The sequence below is a fragment of the Vibrio sp. MEBiC08052 genome (assembly GCF_001506075.1).
In the GTDB taxonomy this organism is placed as follows: domain Bacteria; phylum Pseudomonadota; class Gammaproteobacteria; order Enterobacterales; family Vibrionaceae; genus Vibrio.
Map to the genome: position 1 here is coordinate 3190963 of NZ_KQ947475.1, position 17053 is coordinate 3208015.

The window sequence follows — 17053 nt, forward strand, 5'->3', positions numbered from 1 at the left end:
TCTTTGGTTGTTATTTGGTGAGTGCTGCATGACTGTGCATCTCTTGCTCGTTACGAAATAGCGGGAGACCCAGCGCCTGATGCATTTGAACCAGCCACGGCTGTGCCAAACCGATACTTTCCATCGCAGTCCGGTCGAGAAAAATCGTATCTGGTCTTCCTTCGCTGACCACTTCCCCGTCGGCCATCACATACACGTAATCGCACAACTCATAAATCAGATTAATATCATGGCTGGACATCACCACATGTTTGCCGAGTGAAGCAAGTGTCTCAATCAGAGATTTCATCTGACGCGTTCCGGTAGGATCCAGTCCGGCAGTCGGTTCATCCAGTAACAGATACTGACTGTCTAATACCAGTGCACCGGCAATCGCGACCCGCTTCTTTTGCCCGTAACTAAGATACTGCACCGGCTTATCGATTAAGCTTTGACCATCCACCAAGGATAATGCATCGCTGACACGCCGCTGGATCTCAGTTTCATTCACCCCCAGATTTCTTAAACTAAAAGCAATATCATCAAAGACATCGGTATAAAAAATTTGCTGATCCGGTTCCTGAAACACCAGAGTGACACGCTGACGGTGCTCAAACAGCGCTTTTTTAGCATACGTCAGCGGTTGGCCTTGCCATAAGATGTTACCGTAATGTGGCCGATATAAGCCAAGCAATAACTTAAACAGCGTCGATTTGCCACAACCGTTAGCCCCGACAACCCCGACAACAGGATGCGCCGCGAAATTCATCGCCACCCGCTTGAGCACCGGTGAGCCATCCTCATAGGCAAAGTCAACCGCTTGAACCGATAACGTCATCAGAGAAACTCTCCTTGGTATAACTTGACAAAAAGGGACGCTTTCATGTGCTGATGGCGTATCAAAACTCGCTGCAATAACATCCCGGCTAACTGAGCCAGCGATTTCAGCCAGTGGCGGCGACGGATATAACCGAAGCGCAGCGTTTGGGCGGTAAAAATGGCGTGCGCTTCTTCAATCAAGATAAAAATGAACCGATAGGTCAGTAACACCTGTTCAATCAATACCAGTGGTAAACGGGTGGCTTTCAGCAGCCGGATACACTGATTGAACGGTGTCGATACCACAAAACAGAAAGTGGCCGCAATCGAGCATAAACAGCGCATCAATGTGTGCTCAGCCATCCCCCAAAGTTCACCACTGACCCCGACAAATCCATCAGCAACCGGCATACTGATGATCAACTCGTCCGGCCGTTGATGATAAGTCAGCACCATCGCCATGATGCTGAACAGCAAAAATCCACCGGGTAAGCGCAGCCAACGCAGATATTGCCTGAGCGAGATCCGGCCACCGATACAGGTCAGCATCATTAACACCAGAAATAATCCCCCCTGATAGATAACCGGCAGCGTGAGTGCCAGTAACAACGAGACGAGATAAAACCAGCCTTTATAGACCGGTGAGACACCGACCCACCGGCTCCGATAAGCATATTTATCGATCAATAGCATGACGACGCCGACGCCCTTGATAGAAGCCGAGGATATAAAAAATTACCGCCGAACCAAGTGAGCCCTGTAATGTAAATAGCAAACTTTCAATCTCACCGCTGGCCGGTTCAAATATCGGTTCAATCCACGGCTGATAATCCGGTGCCATTTCGGCGATGACCGATTCCGCTTCACCATCTGAACCGCCGAATTCACCGGAAACACCTAATACGAACGGCATGACAATCACCAAGCCGACCAACAACAGAATCAATATGTTCTTTTTCATCTCAGTACACCTTGTGTTGTTCCGAGCAGTGCCCGTTTATTGAGTTGTTCATAAATCAACACGGTCAGTAGCCCTTCTGCAATGGCAATTGGTACCTGTGTCAGCAGAAAAACCCCCATAAACTTACTCACCGAAGCAACCATACCGAGCTGCGGATCAGGAAAGGCCAATCCCAGTTGAACTGAGGTAACCAAATACGTCGCAAGATCCGCCCCGGCAGCACACAGAAACACGGCAATATCCTTTCTGACATGAAGTCGGTTTGCCATGACCCACAAGACATAACCGACCAAAGGCCCGATGACGGCCATCGACATCCCATTCGCGCCTAAAGTTGATAAACCACCGTGCGCCAGTAACAGCGCCTGAAACAGCAAAACAATCCCACCAAGCAGCGGTACCACCATAAAGCCAAACAGAATCACCGCCAGACCAACCCCCGTGGGGTGAGAGCAACTGCCGGTCACCGAAGGCAGCTTTAACGCCGACAGAACGAAAATGAATGCTCCGCACAGCGCCAACAACACCTTTCTGTCGCTGTCATTGGCGACCAGATGCTTTACTTTTCTGATACTCAAAATCAAACAGGGTAAAAAGAATACCCACCAGCTCAGCGCCCATACCGGTGGCAAAAAACCTTCCATGATATGCATGGCATTGGCACTGGCGGGGAACATCAAAAACATCATCATCCCGAGGAATACCCCGGAAGGAATGCGGGAGAATCGAGCAAACATCAGTCTGTTCCTTATTTGTCGGTTGATACGGGTGCGAACGGTTGTGGTTGCTCGCAATCATTGGCCTTTTCTGCCCTCTGATGACCTAAACAGTGATGACCGAAACGGTGATGGGCAAAACGGCGATTGACTAAAATAGTCGAAAAATAGGGCAGCGACTCCCCCGTACCATCTCCCGGGTGAATGGCGCTCAGATCGGGATAATAGATTTCATTATCCATCGACGCATTGGCCATCAAAATCGCGCATGACAGCAGGCCCAGTTCATCCAGCAGGGTACGGATTGTTTCAAACCGGCCATATACTTTCATCAACACCACGCATTCATGCTCAGCCAGAGCACGGCGCAACACATCTTCACTTGCCGTACAGGACATCACCGCCATCGATTGTTGTTCCATACACAACGGGAATTGTGCCCGGGCAGCAATCGCAGCAAATGACGTAATCCCCGGCACCACTTCAATCTCAACTTGCGGGGCAAGGCGTTCCAGTAAAAACACCCAAGTGCTGAACAGCATACTGTCACCTAAAGTGATGAAACCAACCTGTTTCCCGGCGGCTACATCTTGAGTTATCTCTGCGGCAATTTGCTCCCAGGCCTGACGTTTTTCTCCGGCATCGTTGGTCATCGGAAAGTGGCGCGCTTTGATCACTACCTGCTCCCCCAGATACTCGCGTACAATCGACAAGGCTAGGCTGTCCCCCTCCCGACGACCAGCCGGTGCGTACAGCACATCGAGGTGGCCCAAAATCCGGGCAGCACGGACGGTGATTAAGTCACTGGCACCCGGCCCGGTGCCCATTGCAAATAACTTTCCACCATTTTTTAACATTTCACCATTCATTAACTTTCCATCACTCATGCGACTGGCTCCTTAACATGCATTGACGTCATGACGGATGGTTGAATAGTCTGCTGCGTCTGGCTTGCAGCTCCCGCTTCCTGTGATGCCATGTCTGAGGATGAAACCGCGGTTAAATGATCAATAAACAACTGACGAATCAGCGGATTTTCACCCAATCCCTGCACAATCGGCTCGGCGGCAATCCCAGCCTGTTCGATCAGGACTTTCCATGAATCGGGGTCATCGGATGCCATATCATGAATCGCATGATCACCGGCCACCAGCATCAGTGGCATCAGATAAACTTTACGCACCTGCGCCTGTTGCAACCGACTGATAACGGTCTCGATCCCCGGATAACTTTCCACCGCACCGACAATAAAAGGTCGCTGATGCGCTTGCATCATATGATCGAGACAGGCATAGGCTGAAAACGCATGATGGGTCGTTCCGTGCCCCATCAGCACCAAGCGTTCATCCGCCGCAAGCGGCGGTGACTGGTATTCAATCGCGTCAATCAAGCGCTGATAGTCATCACAGTCACTCAGCAAAGGGACACCGACTTCGATGCGCTCAAACTGATGTCGGCAATGTGCCACTTCCCGGACAATTTTTTCATATTCGTCCCCGTTGATAATATGGAGTGACTGGATCAACACATCCCGATATCCGGCACGCTTGAGTGCTGCCAGAGCCTCACGCGGATGAGCAATGTCCATCCCGTCCCGCTGTGATAACTTCTTGATAATCATCGATGAAGTAAAAGCCCGGAAAAAATCCCGGTCGGGAAATGCATTGGCTAAAGCTTGTTCACACGCCGCAATATTTTTTTGCAACGCTTGCGGATAACTGGTTCCGAAACTAATCACTAACAGTGCTTTTTTCATCAAATGATTCCTTCTGTTGCCATGCGCAGAACAATGCTTCGCACGCGTCAAGATCGTGTAACGTTTCAACATAGTGGGTAACAAAACGCAGCGGAGGTCGTTGAATCACAATGCAGGGAATCCCGAGCGCAAGACACGGTTGCACTTTTTCAATAAATCCGCCTGCCTGACCGGACTCTTTGGTGATCACCACATCCGGCTGGATCATGTCGTACAGCGCGTGATTCATCGCTGCAGAAAAAGGGCCTTTCATCGCAATAATTTGCGCATAACTCAACCCGAGGGACTCACATTCAGCGACGACCTCAGCGGTCGGTAAAACGCGAACATACACCGTTTTGTCGTTAAGTCGCTGACAAAACTGAGCGAGATCTTTACTGCCGGTGGTCAACAAAATTTTCTGCTGTGCCGACGTGATCTGATCACAAGCATCCGCAATACTACTGGCCTTGGTGAGCAACGGATGGGCCGCCACGTCAACCGGCATTGGTCGCTCATAACGAATCACCGGACACCCGGTTTTCAGGCTGGCAGCGACGATGGTTTCCCGTAATTGCTGCGCATAAGGATGGGCGGCATCAATCACACAATCGACCTGATGATCCAGTATCCATGTCTGCATTGTTTCAGCATCTAAGCGGCCTTGAATCACCGGTGCTGTCAGTGACTGTACCGTGGCCAGTCCGGCCGGAGTCGCCACCGACAAGGTATAGCGGATCTGGTACTGCTCCAGCATCCGGCACAGTGTGACAGCATCGGACGTGCCGCCGAAAACCAGCACATGCGCGGGGCTCCTCATAGTGTGTAGCCTCGCGGCGTAATCATCAGCCCCTGTTCAACATAAGTAGACTGATTGCCGACAATCACCATGGTGCGCATATCAACCCGTTCAAAATCCATGTCGGCAAAGGTAGTCAGCCATTTGGTTTCTTTGCGACGTCCCGCTTCTTTAACGACCCCGACCGGGGTGTCCGCTGCTTTATAAGGGGACATTAATTCAAACGCGTGACGCAGGTGTCCTTCCCGTCCCCGACTGCGCGGGTTGTAAAAACAGGTCACGAAGTCCGCTTCAGCGGCAGCGCGGATGCGCTTCTCAATCACGGACCATGGCGTCAGCAGATCACTCAGACTGATATGACAGAAATCATGCATCAGCGGCGCGCCCAGCGCCGCACCGGCAGCAATACTCGCGGTCATGCCCGGGACAATCTTCACTTCAACATGCCATTTCTGTTTGGTCACCATCTCCAGAATCAAGCCAGCCATGCCATAAATCCCGGCATCACCACTGCTGATCAAGGCGACGGTTTTACCCGATTGGGCGATATCGAGGGCGACCTGACACCGTTCGATCTCTTTGCACATACCGGTTTTAATCACCGGTTTATCGCCCACCAAGGCTTTGACAAGGTGGGTATAGGTTTTATATCCGACAATCACTTCAGCCGCTTCAATGGCAGCACGTGCCTCTGTGGTCATCATCTCCGGACCGCCGGGGCCAATTCCTACGACATATAACATGATTTCATGACTCCATAGGTCAGGGTAATACCTTGTTGTCTCAGGGTTTCCCCCAACAGACAACCATCACTGAGCAGCCAGGCTGCCGGTTGAGACACACAGCCGACGCCTACCGTCTGTCGGACGAATTCCGATTGAGGAAACGGTGCGGAACACGCACTTAATTCGGCTGCACTGAATAATTTGAATGGCACCTGATATTGCTGCGCCAGATGCAGAATTGCCGGCTCATCATATTTGCGGTCAATACTGCCAATCGCAGCCAGCGCGAGCGGGTGAATATTGATGTGTTGCAGTTGTTGCTGAAAAAGTGTCAATAGCTGTACGGGGGAGACGTTTTTCCGGCAACCGATCCCGGCCACAAGCCGTTTCGGGATCAACTGAAAACTGGGGATCGGCCAGTCAGGCCGCGTATATTGCATCGACACATCGATCAGCGCGGACAGCTCATAACGGCCAACATCGTGTTCAGTCACAATGGTTAAGCCGCGAATATCAAACTGACGAATATCAAAACCAAGTGTTGCTGCAAGCCATGGATCAATATAAATCCCGACAGCATGTCCGCTGACCAAAAGTTGATTCACGGTTTTAGTCGCCACCCGAAACTGCTCACTGGCCGCATTGATCTGTTGCGCCAGCACATCAAAAGCACAGGTTTGATTGACATCGGTTGCCGTCGAGATCACCGGCTGCGCACCAATGCGCGCTGCGACCTCCCGGGCCAGTTCATTCGCGCCGCCAACATGCCCCGATAAGACACTGATGACATGCTGCCCTTGTTCATCAATCACCAACACCGCCGGATCGGTGAATTTATCTTGCAGCAACGGAGCAATCATTCTGACGGCAATCCCACAGGCACCGATAAAAATCAGGGCGCTATCGCAGCCAAACCGTTGCGCCACCGTCTGCTTTAGGCTGCCGTCAAATGGCAGAAAATTGGCCTGTAGATACTTTTCAGCGCAGTAGCAATGCATCGACAATCCCGGAAACCCCTGACGGATCTGCCGGGCAATCTGCTGGCCGCCCGGGGTCAGGCTGAACAGTGAGACGGAAAAACCGTTAACGGTATTCATGACTGAACGCCGCATCATAAAGTTTGGAGTAGTGGTATTCTTCTCCCAGAAAGCGACCGACCAAGATCAACGCTGTTTTTTGAATGCCTGCATCCGTCACAGTCTGAGCAATATCGGCCAGCGTGCCTTTGAGTATCTGGCAGTCCGGCCAAGTGGCTTTATACACCACAGAGGCCGGGGTCTCTGTCGGATATCCGCCCTGCACCAGCTGCTCGACCACCGCCCCAATCCCTTGGACAGACAAGAAAATTGCCATTGAAGTCTGATGACCGGCAAAGCGTATCAGCGATTCCAGTTCCGGAGTCGGCGTCCGCCCCGCCATCCGGGTAATGATGAGGCTTTGCGACACTTCCGGCACGGTGTATTCAACACCGAGTTCCGCCGCAGCGCCAAGAAAAGAAGACACCCCGGCAATACAGCGAAAGCCAATCTGCTGTTTTGCAAGTTCTTCGCCCTGTTCGCGAACCGAGCCATACAGTGATAAGTCTCCGGTTTGCAGTCTCACCACCAGCTTATTATGGTGAATACCATCCACCATCAGTTGAATAATCTGCTGTAAATGTAAGTAAGCACTGTCATGGCATTCCGCTTCCGGTTTGCAGTAATCCAGTAAGGCCGGATTAATCAGTGAACCGGCATAAATCACCACATCCGCCTGTTGCAGCAAGCGATAACCTTTCAGAGTAATCAGCTCCGGGTCACCGGGTCCGGCTCCCACAAAATAGACTTTGCTTTTGTCCAGCGTTTCCGTCATTGTGCGCTCCCTTTCGTACACCGAGTACATGAAATCACAAACGTGGGGTTATTGGGTTTGAAGTAGTAGCTGCTCCCCAGCGGGGTCATCGGGGAGACCATGATCTGTGTGCAGTCCAGATCTCGGATCGGACAGTTTTTCAGGTGCTCTAACGCCTGATGCAGATTGTCTTGCAGAATAAATGTCATCACTAACCGGCCTTGTTCCGTCAAATGAGCCAGAGCCCAGTCAATGATCGCTGTGAGGTTGCCACCACTGCCGCCGATAAATATGGCATCCGCCGCTACCGACAGCTCACAAGGCGCAATTGCTTGTACCAATTCAATCTGCGCAACAGCGTGGTGGCTGAGGTTTTGCTGCATAATCGCAACCGCATGGTCATTCTTTTCAATCGCGGTGACGGCCAGTTCAGGAAAACGCAGTGCTGCTTCAATGGCGACACTTCCGGTTCCGGCACCCACATCGACAAATCGCTGTGCCTGACCGAGCGCTAAACGATCCAACACCACAGCGCGGACTTCCTGCTTGGTCATCGGCACTTTATCGGCTCTGAGAAATTCGCTATCTTTCATCTTTCCCTCTTTCGTTCAGTACATTCGTTCAGAGCATTCATTTAGGACAATGACCACATTCATGTCATATGAACGCTGCACCTGCTCTGCCTGTAGCATCGAAATCCGTTGGTCGGCATAGCCCAGATTTTCACCGATAATAAATGTCCGTTTCAGTTGACGAACCAGCGCTTGCTGTGCGATTCGATACGGCCCGAGATATTGGTCGGTCACTAACGCAACCTTGTCGTGTGCAAACAGAAAATCGAAATCCGGTGACTGGCCATGACTGCTGGTGATATACAGATCGTTCATATCCATGCCGATTTCAGTAAACAGCATCTGAATCGAACTGATCCCGGGTATGACTTGCCGCTCATCGGGCGGAAAATGCTGGCAGATACGTTTACCGATCCCAAATAACATCGGATCACCCGATGCAAGCACTACCACTTGACGCGATGCCAGCTGAGCCAGAGATTGCATGATGACGTCGATACAGCCCGACATCGCAATCCGTTCCCCCTGAAAATCAGGAAACAGACGCAATAATCTCGGCCAGCCGACCAACACCTCGGCACGATCAATCAACTGACGTGCGGCGACCGTCATCATGTCATCCCGGCCGGGTCCGGTGCCGACTACATAAATCATTGGTAATCCTCCACAATCTCGTCAATCGGACGATGAGCACCTAAGACCTGATTGTCATAAGAAAACAGCACCACATCACACCTGAACGGGCGAGTGGCATAGCGCAGCATGTCTGCGACCCGCGTGCAGATCCGCTGCGCCAGCGCGGTATAAACCGCCTGATAGCCATGCTGTTCAATCAATGCCAAGGCTTCTTCGGTAGTCAGGCAGGCATAAACCTGTTGCAACAAGGCATTCGGTGCCCCCAGCAAGGCTAAATGAGTGACCAGTGTTTCCAGCCGTGCATCGGCAATATGCGAATGGGTATGAAAAACCCCGGCGGCAATCTTAATCAGTTTGCCGATATGCCCGACCAGTAAAACTTGTTCAAATTCAAGACGATTCGCCTCTTGCAACATGTAGCCGACAAAATTACTCATAGTCACGACCATCTCGTGATTCAGATGCAGCTGTTGACGCACGAACCGTTCACCATGATTGCCCGGTACCAAAATAACCCGACGGTGGCCTTGGGCTTTTTTCTGTTCCAACTCAATGGCTAACGAACGTTTCCAGCTCTCTTCAGACATTGGGGTCACAATACCGGAGGTGCCAATAATCGAAATGCCGTTTTCAATCCCGAGCCTGGCATTGTAGGTTTGCCTGGCCCGCTCAATGCCTTCCGGTGCGAAAATCTCGACCGTCACGCCTTGATTGGGCCCGATGACCTCACGGACAGCCTGCTCAATGGTATGCCGCGGGGTTTTATTGATTGCCGCAGCGCCGACCGGCAAGCCAACCCCTTGCCGTGTCACGGTGCCGACACCTTCCCCGCCGATAATCTCAATCGATGTTCCGGGATTGCGGGTCACCCGGGCAAAAATCAACATTCCGTGGGTAGCATCGACATCATCCCCGCCATCTTTGCGAATGGCAGCCACCGCCTCAAACTCAGCCACAGATGCTTCTTCAACACTCAAATGCAAGGGAACCCCGGAAGGCGTCACGATCGAGATTTGATGGATAAGTTGTTGACGCAGCAGCATCAAGGCAGCCACTTTCGCTGCCGCGGTCGCACACGAGCCGGTGGTATAGCCTTTGCGATAAGCTTTCCCCCGGTGCCAGATAAGATCCTGAAGCGCAGGTTCAGTCATCGCGCCTCCTGCATGTCATACAACACCGCATTGACAATCGCGGCAGCGACATTACTGCCCCCTTTGCGCCCGAGAGCGGTAATAAAAGGAAAATCGCTGTCATACAGGGCTTGTTTCGATTCAGCCGCACCGACAAAACCAACCGGAACGCCGATAGTGACAGGCCGGGTTGCTCCGGCACTTTGCAGCAACTGAAACAGTGCCGTCGGGGCATTGCCGAAGACAAACACCGCATTTTCGCTTTCAGCCAACGCCTTCTCAACCGCTACCATCGAACGGGTTTTGCCTTGTGCCTTGGCCGTCGCTGCCACATCCGGGTCGGCAATATAACAACGCACCTCGCAGCCAAACTGACGTAACAGAGATTTATTCATACCGGCCAGCACCATGGTGGTGTCGGTATAAAACACACATCCGCCCGCAATCCGAGCCGGTAACTCAGCCAGAATCGTGGGTGAGAATTTTAAAATTTCCAGCCAGTCAAAGTCGGCGGTGGTGTGAATCGCCCGGGTAATGATTTTTTTCTCAAGCGGATGATGGAAACGATAGGTCGGAAAATCGGTCTCAATGATCTGATCAATGATCTCGAAACTGGTCGATTCAATTTGCTGCGGCTGTTGAATAAAGGATTGCGGTTGCTGACTTGTTGTCTGGCATCGGTTTGGGTTCGCTTTCATAGACCACCAATCACTGTTTAACTGAGAAAGGTTCAACCAAGACCGGTTTAACCAAGTTCTGTTCTACTGGTGAATTGCGGGTATAAAGCAACCGCCCCCAAATCGACGATTTGAAGGCTGTACCCTACTCGCTTCCCACCGAAGGAGTTACGGAATTGCTTTGACTCGTCTTCTGACTTAGCTTCAACCTTCCTGATCCCTTCCCGTTTGCACAGTGGTTTAATCAGGTCGTCAGCATTACAGCAACGGGGGCTGTGGAGGAATTGCACCTCACTTCCGATCCGTATCCAAATTGCCTCAATGTGTTGCGAGTCGTTCTTGCCGAACATTGACAGGCCGTCACTTTGGGAGGTTGAATATCGGATTATCATCAAAGCAATGATGTTTATTCGTCTGAGTACACTGACATAATGTTCTCAGATTGCATTGATAATCATCAATTTATCGTCACATAGTCCAGCGATGTGGATTGTTCAACGATACATCACCTGCCCGAAAAATATTCGCCTATGCATATAAACCCCCGTCTGGATCAACGATCTTTTCTGACGGGCAGTGTTCAATAAACGAAAAGTTCAATAAACGAAAAGTTTAATAAGCCTAACGGTCACTCCGACCAATAAATCAACATGAGGTAAAACGATGAAAGGCAAAGTATGGTTGGTAGGCGCCGGGCCGGGCGATCCGACGTTACTGACAGTGAAAGCACTTTACTGCATTCGTCAGGCCGAAGTGATCGTCTATGACCGTCTGGTCAGTGATGAGATTTTGCAGGAAGCACCATCCCACTGCAAAATGGTCAATGTCGGCAAATTACCTAATTATCATCCCATTCCTCAGGATGATATCAATGACTGCCTGATCCAGTTTGCGTTGCAGGGGCACAATGTGGTGCGTTTGAAAGGTGGCGATCCTTATGTGTTCGGCCGCGGTGGCGAAGAAGCCGAGGCGCTGGCAGAGTTGGATATTCCGTTTGAAGTGATTCCCGGTATCAGTTCAGCGATTGGCGGACTCGCCTATGCAGGAATTCCGGTCACACATCGTGATTGTGCGTCTTCTTTTCATGTGGTGACCGGCCATTTGAAACAGGGTAAAGACCCGCTCGACTGGACACAGTTTTCCAGACTGGACGGGACGCTGGTGATTCTTATGGGCATGAGCCAAATCAAACATATCTGCCAACAACTGGTGGACGGTGGCAAACCGGTCAGTACCCCGGCGGCGGTGGTTCGTTATGCCAGCCGCGACAATCAGCAAGTTGTCACCGGAACTGTTGCCAATATTGCCCAGCGTGTAGAAGAAGCTCAGATCAAATCTCCGGCATTGATTGTGATTGGCGGTGTTGCGGCAAAACATACCACACTTTCGTTTCAGACCACTTGTCGCCATATCAGTGAGTTAGCGGAGTTCGTAGAATAGTCGTGATAAGAACATCCTGACCGTCAAACCGTTAGCGGACATGCAATACTGTTAACGGTCAGATAAGACTGCCCCTGATAGCGGTTGAGGGTGAGATGCGTGACACTCTGGTTCGGAATCGCCAGTCCGGTATACCACTGCGGGTTACGCCAATCTAACCCGAGTACATGCGCCAGTATGTAGCGAATCGGCCCGCCATGGGCGATGATCAGGGTATCATGCTGACACTGTTCAATCAGGGCTTCCCACGCTTGGGTCACTCGTGCTACACCGTGAGCCAATGGCTCAGCATCCGGCAAAGGCGCATGCGCCGGGTTCGCCCAGAAATGTTCTAAGGTTTCCCATTCGTCTTGCAACGCATCAAACGGCACCCCGTCAAACCGACCGAAATTCTGCTCTTTGAACCGTTCATCTACCGTTAAATTCAGGGCAGGATTCAATGCAGTTAATTGTTCCGCCAGGTAGCGGCAACGGGTTAAAGGCGAGGTATAGATGGTCTGAAACTGATAATGGGTCAGTAAAGCACGCGCCATAGTTTGTTGGGTCACTTCATCGACACGGACATCCGTATGCCCGTTCAGTGCCGGTTTGCCTTCGGTTTTCCCGTGTCGCAGCAAATATAAGTGAATCATCTGGTTTCCTTTGATATACAGGCAACTAAGCATAGCAATTTCTGCAAAAAGTACACTCGATTTTCAGAACTGAACAGCGCAGCCATTTTTGCAACAACCAACCTTCCTGAAATGAATTTGTGAGCAGTTCAATAGTTCGGATGAATATTTCATCCGGTTGCATAATTCTCATCCCTAATTCGGTGACTGTTCTCACAAAAAAGTTGGCGCATACAATTCTACGCCTGCCGTATTCCTCCCGGTCATTTGAACCAGTGGATGAGCACTCCGCCATGATTTGTTTCTATGATAATGGGTGTTGATATGTTGCAAGCATCAGTTTGCCAATGATTGAGTGACATATTGACGGAACACATGGTAACGGAACAATCAAGACAAATTGAAATGGTTAGGATGAGAATATGAACAACAAACTATCGACCGGGATCATGCTATGCAGCTGCCTGTTGGGGATCTCTCCGGCATATGCACAGGATGCGCCCAAAACCGCCTTTGTTCATCTATTTGAATGGAGCTGGTCTGACATTGCGACCGAGTGTGAAGACTTTCTGGGGCCAAAAGGGTTTGCGGCTGTCCAGATTTCGCCACCGCAGAAGAGTATTGATAACCCAGCCTGGTGGTCTCGTTATCAGCCGATGAGTTACCAGTTTGATAACCGCAGTGGTAACCGCGAGCAGTTCAAAGATATGGTCAGTCGCTGTAAAGCGTCCGGCGTTGATATTTATCTCGATGCTGTCATCAATCATATGGCCGCGTTAAATCGCAACTTCCCCGATGTGCCTTATGGCCCCAACGATTTTCACAACTGTACCGGCAATATTAATTACGGGAATCGCTGGCAAGTGCAAAACTGCGATTTGGTTGGGCTGAATGACTTAAAAACCGAATCAGACTATGTGCGGCAAAAAATTGCGGACTATATGAATGATGCCATCAGTATGGGGGTTGCCGGTTTCCGAATTGACGCAGCCAAACATATTCCGGCAGGCGATATTGCTGCGATAAAAAGTAAACTCAACGGCAATCCATACATCTTTCAGGAAGTGATTGGGGCAGGCGGCGAGCCGATCCAGCCTTCAGAATATATTGGCAATGGGGATGTCACGGAGTTTAACTTTGCCCGTACCCTTGGCAGTAAATTTAAAAACGGCCACATCAATGAGCTGAAAGAGTTGAATCATTGGAGCGGCTGGCTCCCCAGCAATGATGCCGTCGTATTCGTCACCAACCATGATGATGAACGCACCAATGCCAGCAACGAGTTAACCTATAAAGACCAAGGCAATTTATACATGCTCGGCAATGTGTTTATGTTGGCCTACCCTTACGGTTATCCGAAAATTATGTCCGGCTATCAATTTAATCACAGTGATGATGCACCACCGGCGACTGGCGTCCACTCAGGGAATGCCTGCCGCTTTAATGGCGGAGACTGGATCTGTACCCATCAATGGCGCGGTGTTGCCAATATGGTTGCCTTTCGCAACGTCACCGCCACGCAGCAACAAGTCACTCACTGGTGGGATAACGGTAGCAATCAGATCGCGTTCGGCCGTGGCGGACTTGGGTTTGTCGTCATTAACCGCAGTGATACCGCGGCACTGGACAAAACACTGAATACCGGCATGCCTGAAGGGGACTACTGCGATATTATCTCCGGTAATTTTGACCCGAATAATGGTGCGTGCAGCGGCAATATCATTCACGTGGATAGTCAGGGTAACGCCACATTTAATGTCCCTTTGCAAAATGCGGCTGCGATTCACATGGGGGCAAAAATCGATGGCGGAACAACACCACCGCAACCGAATGAACCCGTTCCTGCAACAGCAGTGAGTGCACAGGCGATCTGCTACTACGACAAAAATACCGCGTTTAATACACCTGCGATCTATTACTGGAATGTTGCCCCGGCAGGCGCATTAAAAGCAACCACTTGGCCCGGGGTCGCGATGACGAAAAATGGTGATTTTGCTTGCTTTGAACCCGGAGCCCAGCTCACGACAGTTAACGTAATTTTCTCGGATCAGGGAGCCTCTAAAACCGTTGATCTCACCACTCAATCCGGTACTTGTTACATGAACGGCAACTGGAAATCGCTGAGTGGGTGTGGCTTTACCATTAAACCCGGAGATAACGATCATCCTACGGTGCAAAATAACAAAGTGTGTTATGACAACCGGCAGGACTTTAACCAACCTTATCTTTACTTCTGGAATGTCAAAGCAGCCTCTCCTGTCAATGCGGTATCGTGGCCGGGTGTTGCCATGACGAAGGAAAACAACAGCTATTGCTACGATTTCAATCAGGAACTCGCTTCCCTGAATGTGATTTTTAGTGACAATGGCAGCCGCCAGAGCAACGATTTATCGGCAGCACCACCAAAGCTCTGTTATCAAGACAGTCAGTGGCAGGAAATGACTGCATGTAGTATGAACTAAGTTATACGCACCGTCCGTTATATCATGCGTTATATATTGTGGGGCCGGGAGAAGATGAAGCAGCTACGGCTGGCCCTTGGAGCACTGAAGCTTCATCCATGTCAGTCATATCTTTACCCGTGCCCCCGAATATGTTTCACGGCAGTAAACGCTCGTCCATATGGGCAGAAAAGCCGCTCAATTGTGGGTTAATATCTGATTTCAACGTTAAGGACGGAATATCATAAGCCCCGCCATTCTGAGTAAGGTAAGGAATCGGATCAGTTGTTGCTATGCTATCCAAACGTGCAAACAAATCAGCACAGGTCTGTTCAAAGCGAACCTCATCCATTTTCCCGACCCGATACATCACATAAGGAGGTAAGACTTGAAAACCGGGATAAAATAATATGCCGTGATGAATCGGAAACAGAATGTCATCAATCGGTCCGTTGACTCCCCGTGCGCTGTAGTGGGATTCCCAACCTCCGGCTGTCACAACTAACATCGCGCGCTTGCCAGATAAGCGCCCTTCTCCGTAGCGATCGCCCCAATGAGTATCAGAATGCTCGCCATATCCATAAGCAAAGCCATACGCATAGACACGTTCAAACCAGCCTTTCATGATCGCCGGCATGGAAAACCACCATAACGGAAACTGAAATATGACATGGTCAGCCCATAATAATTTTTCTTGTTCCTTGGCAATATCAAGCGATTGAGTACCACTTTCATAGGCATGTTTCGAATCGAGTGACGGGTGAAATGGTTCAGATGGGTCTTTGGATATCACATCGTGTCGATCCAGAACGGCTTTCCAGTTCATCTCATATAAGTCTGATACTTGTACCGAATGGCCGGTGGCTCGTAAGTGATCAACCATTTGAACTTTTAGAGCATGATTTAGTGACTGGGGCTCGGGGTGTGCATAAACAATCAATATATTCATCGAATAACTTCCTCAGATAAGTTGGTGATTCATCTTAGGAAGACATCTGTTATAGTTGAAATTAATTTCTACAATAGCTGTTATTAGTATGGTTAATTTTAATAATCTCGATCTGAATTTACTCCGAACATTAGATGTGCTTTTAGCAGAGCATAATGTGACTCGTGCAGCTGAACGACTCAATTTATCACAGCCTTCTGTCAGCGTTCATTTAAGTAAATTGAGAATGCTATTTAACGATCAATTGCTCATTCCAAGTTCGAGAGGCATGCGGCCAACCGTCTTTGCAGAAGAGATACGACTCCCGCTTCGGCAGGCATTATCTGCTGTAGAAACTGCGCTGAATCACTCGTTAACCTTTCATCCTGAGCAATTCGACAAAACGTGGAAATTAGCGGCCGCCGATTACGCAGAGCAGGTCGCCATTCAGCCGGTGATGAATCGCATTTTAGGGATGTCATCGCATTGCCGTTTATCGATCAGCCATATGATCCCCGAACGACTACCGCAACAGTTAGAGCGTGGTGAAGTCGATCTTGCCTTTCACTTGCGGGAAGATTCATTGGGCGCCCTGAAAAGTCGGACCGTATTGAAAGAAACGTATGTTTTAACCGGAAGACGCAATCACCCGGTGTTGCAAGAAGCAATTGATTTGCCTCGTTTCTGCCAACTCTCTCACGCGATTGTTTCACCGAATGGCGGGGGGTTTATGGGAGTGACCGATGAGATTCTCAAGCAACAGGGACAGAGCAGAAATGTGGTCCTTTCGGTGCCTCATTTTCAGTCGCTCATCACTGCATTAAAGCAATCAGATTTAGTCGCCTTGGTTCCTTCAAGGCTCGTCACAAATGATCCTGAACTGAGAGTCATTGCTGCACCGATTGATTTACCGACATTTGAACTCGTTATGCTTTGGCATGAGCGCTCGCACCACGACCCGGCACATCAATGGTTAAGAAACCAATTTTCATCCAGTCATATATCTCCTGATTGATGCCCGAGTGCTGACATCATAGCAAGGGGGTTTCCTGAT

At 50.2% G+C, this 17053-nt stretch carries 19 protein-coding genes and 1 riboswitch; of the genes, 3 read left to right on the plus strand and 16 right to left on the minus strand.

Annotated elements, in window-relative coordinates; all coding sequences use genetic code 11:
• Positions 1-10: 10 nt before the first annotated feature.
• Genes VRK_RS13880 through VRK_RS13945 form a run of 14 tightly spaced genes read right to left on the minus strand, consistent with a single transcriptional unit; the run spans position 11 to position 10600 of the window.
• Complete coding sequence (locus tag VRK_RS13880) at positions 11-817, minus strand: ATP-binding cassette domain-containing protein (protein ID WP_059121919.1); 807 nt, start codon at positions 815-817, stop codon at positions 11-13.
• Positions 817-1491 (minus strand): cobalt ECF transporter T component CbiQ, encoded by a 675-nt coding sequence (gene cbiQ / locus VRK_RS13885; protein ID WP_059121920.1) that lies wholly within the window; start codon positions 1489-1491, stop codon positions 817-819. Before cbiQ ends, VRK_RS13880 begins: the two co-directional genes overlap by 1 nt.
• Positions 1475-1759, minus strand: a complete 285-nt coding sequence (locus VRK_RS13890; RefSeq protein WP_059121921.1) for an energy-coupling factor ABC transporter substrate-binding protein — start codon at positions 1757-1759, stop codon at positions 1475-1477. The genes cbiQ and VRK_RS13890 overlap by 17 nt, the downstream gene beginning before the upstream one ends.
• Positions 1756-2496 (minus strand): energy-coupling factor ABC transporter permease, encoded by a 741-nt coding sequence (locus VRK_RS13895; protein WP_059121922.1) that lies wholly within the window; start codon positions 2494-2496, stop codon positions 1756-1758. Before VRK_RS13895 ends, VRK_RS13890 begins: the two co-directional genes overlap by 4 nt.
• An 11-nt stretch (positions 2497-2507) precedes the next feature.
• Positions 2508-3362 (minus strand): cobalt-factor II C(20)-methyltransferase, encoded by an 855-nt coding sequence (locus tag VRK_RS13900; protein ID WP_197413110.1) that lies wholly within the window; start codon positions 3360-3362, stop codon positions 2508-2510.
• On the minus strand, positions 3359-4231 hold the full coding sequence (gene cbiK / locus VRK_RS13905) for a sirohydrochlorin cobaltochelatase (protein ID WP_082671390.1): 873 nt from the start codon (positions 4229-4231) through the stop codon (positions 3359-3361). The genes VRK_RS13900 and cbiK overlap by 4 nt, the downstream gene beginning before the upstream one ends.
• Complete coding sequence (gene cobK / locus VRK_RS13910) at positions 4206-5030, minus strand: precorrin-6A reductase (RefSeq protein WP_082671391.1); 825 nt, start codon at positions 5028-5030, stop codon at positions 4206-4208. Before cobK ends, cbiK begins: the two co-directional genes overlap by 26 nt.
• Positions 5027-5752 (minus strand): precorrin-3B C(17)-methyltransferase, encoded by a 726-nt coding sequence (locus VRK_RS13915; RefSeq protein WP_059121923.1) that lies wholly within the window; start codon positions 5750-5752, stop codon positions 5027-5029. The genes cobK and VRK_RS13915 overlap by 4 nt, the downstream gene beginning before the upstream one ends.
• Positions 5737-6831 (minus strand): cobalt-precorrin 5A hydrolase, encoded by a 1095-nt coding sequence (locus VRK_RS13920; RefSeq protein ID WP_059121924.1) that lies wholly within the window; start codon positions 6829-6831, stop codon positions 5737-5739. Before VRK_RS13920 ends, VRK_RS13915 begins: the two co-directional genes overlap by 16 nt.
• Positions 6818-7585, minus strand: coding sequence for a cobalt-precorrin-4 methyltransferase (locus VRK_RS13925; protein WP_059121925.1), 768 nt, complete (start codon positions 7583-7585; stop codon positions 6818-6820). The genes VRK_RS13920 and VRK_RS13925 overlap by 14 nt, the downstream gene beginning before the upstream one ends.
• On the minus strand, positions 7582-8157 hold the full coding sequence (locus tag VRK_RS13930) for a decarboxylating cobalt-precorrin-6B (C(15))-methyltransferase (protein WP_059121926.1): 576 nt from the start codon (positions 8155-8157) through the stop codon (positions 7582-7584). The genes VRK_RS13925 and VRK_RS13930 overlap by 4 nt, the downstream gene beginning before the upstream one ends.
• Before the next feature lie 15 nt (positions 8158-8172).
• Complete coding sequence (locus tag VRK_RS13935) at positions 8173-8790, minus strand: cobalt-precorrin-7 (C(5))-methyltransferase (protein WP_059121927.1); 618 nt, start codon at positions 8788-8790, stop codon at positions 8173-8175.
• Positions 8787-9923 (minus strand): cobalt-precorrin-5B (C(1))-methyltransferase CbiD, encoded by a 1137-nt coding sequence (gene cbiD / locus VRK_RS13940; protein WP_059121928.1) that lies wholly within the window; start codon positions 9921-9923, stop codon positions 8787-8789. The genes VRK_RS13935 and cbiD overlap by 4 nt, the downstream gene beginning before the upstream one ends.
• Positions 9920-10600 carry a cobalt-precorrin-8 methylmutase gene (locus tag VRK_RS13945; protein ID WP_059121929.1) on the minus strand — a complete coding sequence of 227 codons (681 nt, stop codon included), beginning with the start codon at positions 10598-10600 and terminating at the stop codon, positions 9920-9922. Before VRK_RS13945 ends, cbiD begins: the two co-directional genes overlap by 4 nt.
• 145 nt (positions 10601-10745) lie before the next feature.
• Positions 10746-10906: riboswitch (cobalamin riboswitch) on the minus strand.
• Positions 10907-11242: 336 nt separating this feature from the next.
• On the opposite strand from VRK_RS13945, the gene cobA reads away from it, so the two are divergent.
• Positions 11243-12019 (plus strand): uroporphyrinogen-III C-methyltransferase, encoded by a 777-nt coding sequence (cobA, locus tag VRK_RS13950; RefSeq protein WP_059121930.1) that lies wholly within the window; start codon positions 11243-11245, stop codon positions 12017-12019.
• A gap of 23 nt (positions 12020-12042) precedes the next feature.
• On the opposite strand, the gene VRK_RS13955 is transcribed toward cobA, so the two are convergent.
• The gene (locus VRK_RS13955; RefSeq protein WP_059121931.1) at positions 12043-12651 is read right to left on the minus strand and encodes a histidine phosphatase family protein; all 609 of its coding nucleotides are present in this window, start codon (positions 12649-12651) and stop codon (positions 12043-12045) included.
• Between the two features lie 401 nt (positions 12652-13052).
• Between VRK_RS13955 and VRK_RS13960 the strand changes: the two genes are divergently transcribed.
• Complete coding sequence (locus VRK_RS13960) at positions 13053-15092, plus strand: starch-binding protein (protein WP_082671392.1); 2040 nt, start codon at positions 13053-13055, stop codon at positions 15090-15092.
• Between the two features lie 136 nt (positions 15093-15228).
• Here VRK_RS13960 and VRK_RS13965 read toward each other — a convergent pair whose 3' ends face one another.
• Entirely contained in the window at positions 15229-16020 is a 792-nt protein-coding gene (locus VRK_RS13965) for an NAD(P)H-dependent oxidoreductase (RefSeq protein WP_059121932.1), read from the minus strand.
• 88 nt (positions 16021-16108) lie between these two features.
• On the opposite strand from VRK_RS13965, the gene VRK_RS13970 reads away from it, so the two are divergent.
• Positions 16109-17014, plus strand: coding sequence for a LysR family transcriptional regulator (locus VRK_RS13970; RefSeq protein WP_059121933.1), 906 nt, complete (start codon positions 16109-16111; stop codon positions 17012-17014).
• The last annotated feature ends 39 nt before the right edge of the window (positions 17015-17053 follow it).

Coding starts and splice junctions, on each gene's coding strand:
- VRK_RS13925 (WP_059121925.1), bottom strand. CDS start 7,585: ATGACGGAAACGCTGGACAAAAGCAAAGTCTATTTTGTGGGAGCCGGA.
- VRK_RS13935 (WP_059121927.1), bottom strand. CDS start 8,790: ATGATTTATGTAGTCGGCACCGGACCCGGCCGGGATGACATGATGACG.
- cobA (WP_059121930.1), top strand. CDS start 11,243: ATGAAAGGCAAAGTATGGTTGGTAGGCGCCGGGCCGGGCGATCCGACG.
- cbiQ (WP_059121920.1), bottom strand. CDS start 1,491: ATGCTATTGATCGATAAATATGCTTATCGGAGCCGGTGGGTCGGTGTC.
- VRK_RS13930 (WP_059121926.1), bottom strand. CDS start 8,157: ATGAAAGATAGCGAATTTCTCAGAGCCGATAAAGTGCCGATGACCAAG.
- VRK_RS13890 (WP_059121921.1), bottom strand. CDS start 1,759: ATGAAAAAGAACATATTGATTCTGTTGTTGGTCGGCTTGGTGATTGTC.
- VRK_RS13955 (WP_059121931.1), bottom strand. CDS start 12,651: ATGATTCACTTATATTTGCTGCGACACGGGAAAACCGAAGGCAAACCG.
- VRK_RS13920 (WP_059121924.1), bottom strand. CDS start 6,831: ATGAATACCGTTAACGGTTTTTCCGTCTCACTGTTCAGCCTGACCCCG.
- VRK_RS13970 (WP_059121933.1), top strand. CDS start 16,109: ATGGTTAATTTTAATAATCTCGATCTGAATTTACTCCGAACATTAGAT.
- cobK (WP_082671391.1), bottom strand. CDS start 5,030: ATGAGGAGCCCCGCGCATGTGCTGGTTTTCGGCGGCACGTCCGATGCT.
- VRK_RS13960 (WP_082671392.1), top strand. CDS start 13,053: ATGAACAACAAACTATCGACCGGGATCATGCTATGCAGCTGCCTGTTG.
- cbiD (WP_059121928.1), bottom strand. CDS start 9,923: ATGACTGAACCTGCGCTTCAGGATCTTATCTGGCACCGGGGGAAAGCT.
- cbiK (WP_082671390.1), bottom strand. CDS start 4,231: ATGAAAAAAGCACTGTTAGTGATTAGTTTCGGAACCAGTTATCCGCAA.
- VRK_RS13895 (WP_059121922.1), bottom strand. CDS start 2,496: ATGTTTGCTCGATTCTCCCGCATTCCTTCCGGGGTATTCCTCGGGATG.
- VRK_RS13915 (WP_059121923.1), bottom strand. CDS start 5,752: ATGTTATATGTCGTAGGAATTGGCCCCGGCGGTCCGGAGATGATGACC.
- VRK_RS13880 (WP_059121919.1), bottom strand. CDS start 817: ATGACGTTATCGGTTCAAGCGGTTGACTTTGCCTATGAGGATGGCTCA.
- VRK_RS13965 (WP_059121932.1), bottom strand. CDS start 16,020: ATGAATATATTGATTGTTTATGCACACCCCGAGCCCCAGTCACTAAAT.
- VRK_RS13945 (WP_059121929.1), bottom strand. CDS start 10,600: ATGAAAGCGAACCCAAACCGATGCCAGACAACAAGTCAGCAACCGCAA.
- VRK_RS13900 (WP_197413110.1), bottom strand. CDS start 3,362: ATGAGTGATGGAAAGTTAATGAATGGTGAAATGTTAAAAAATGGTGGA.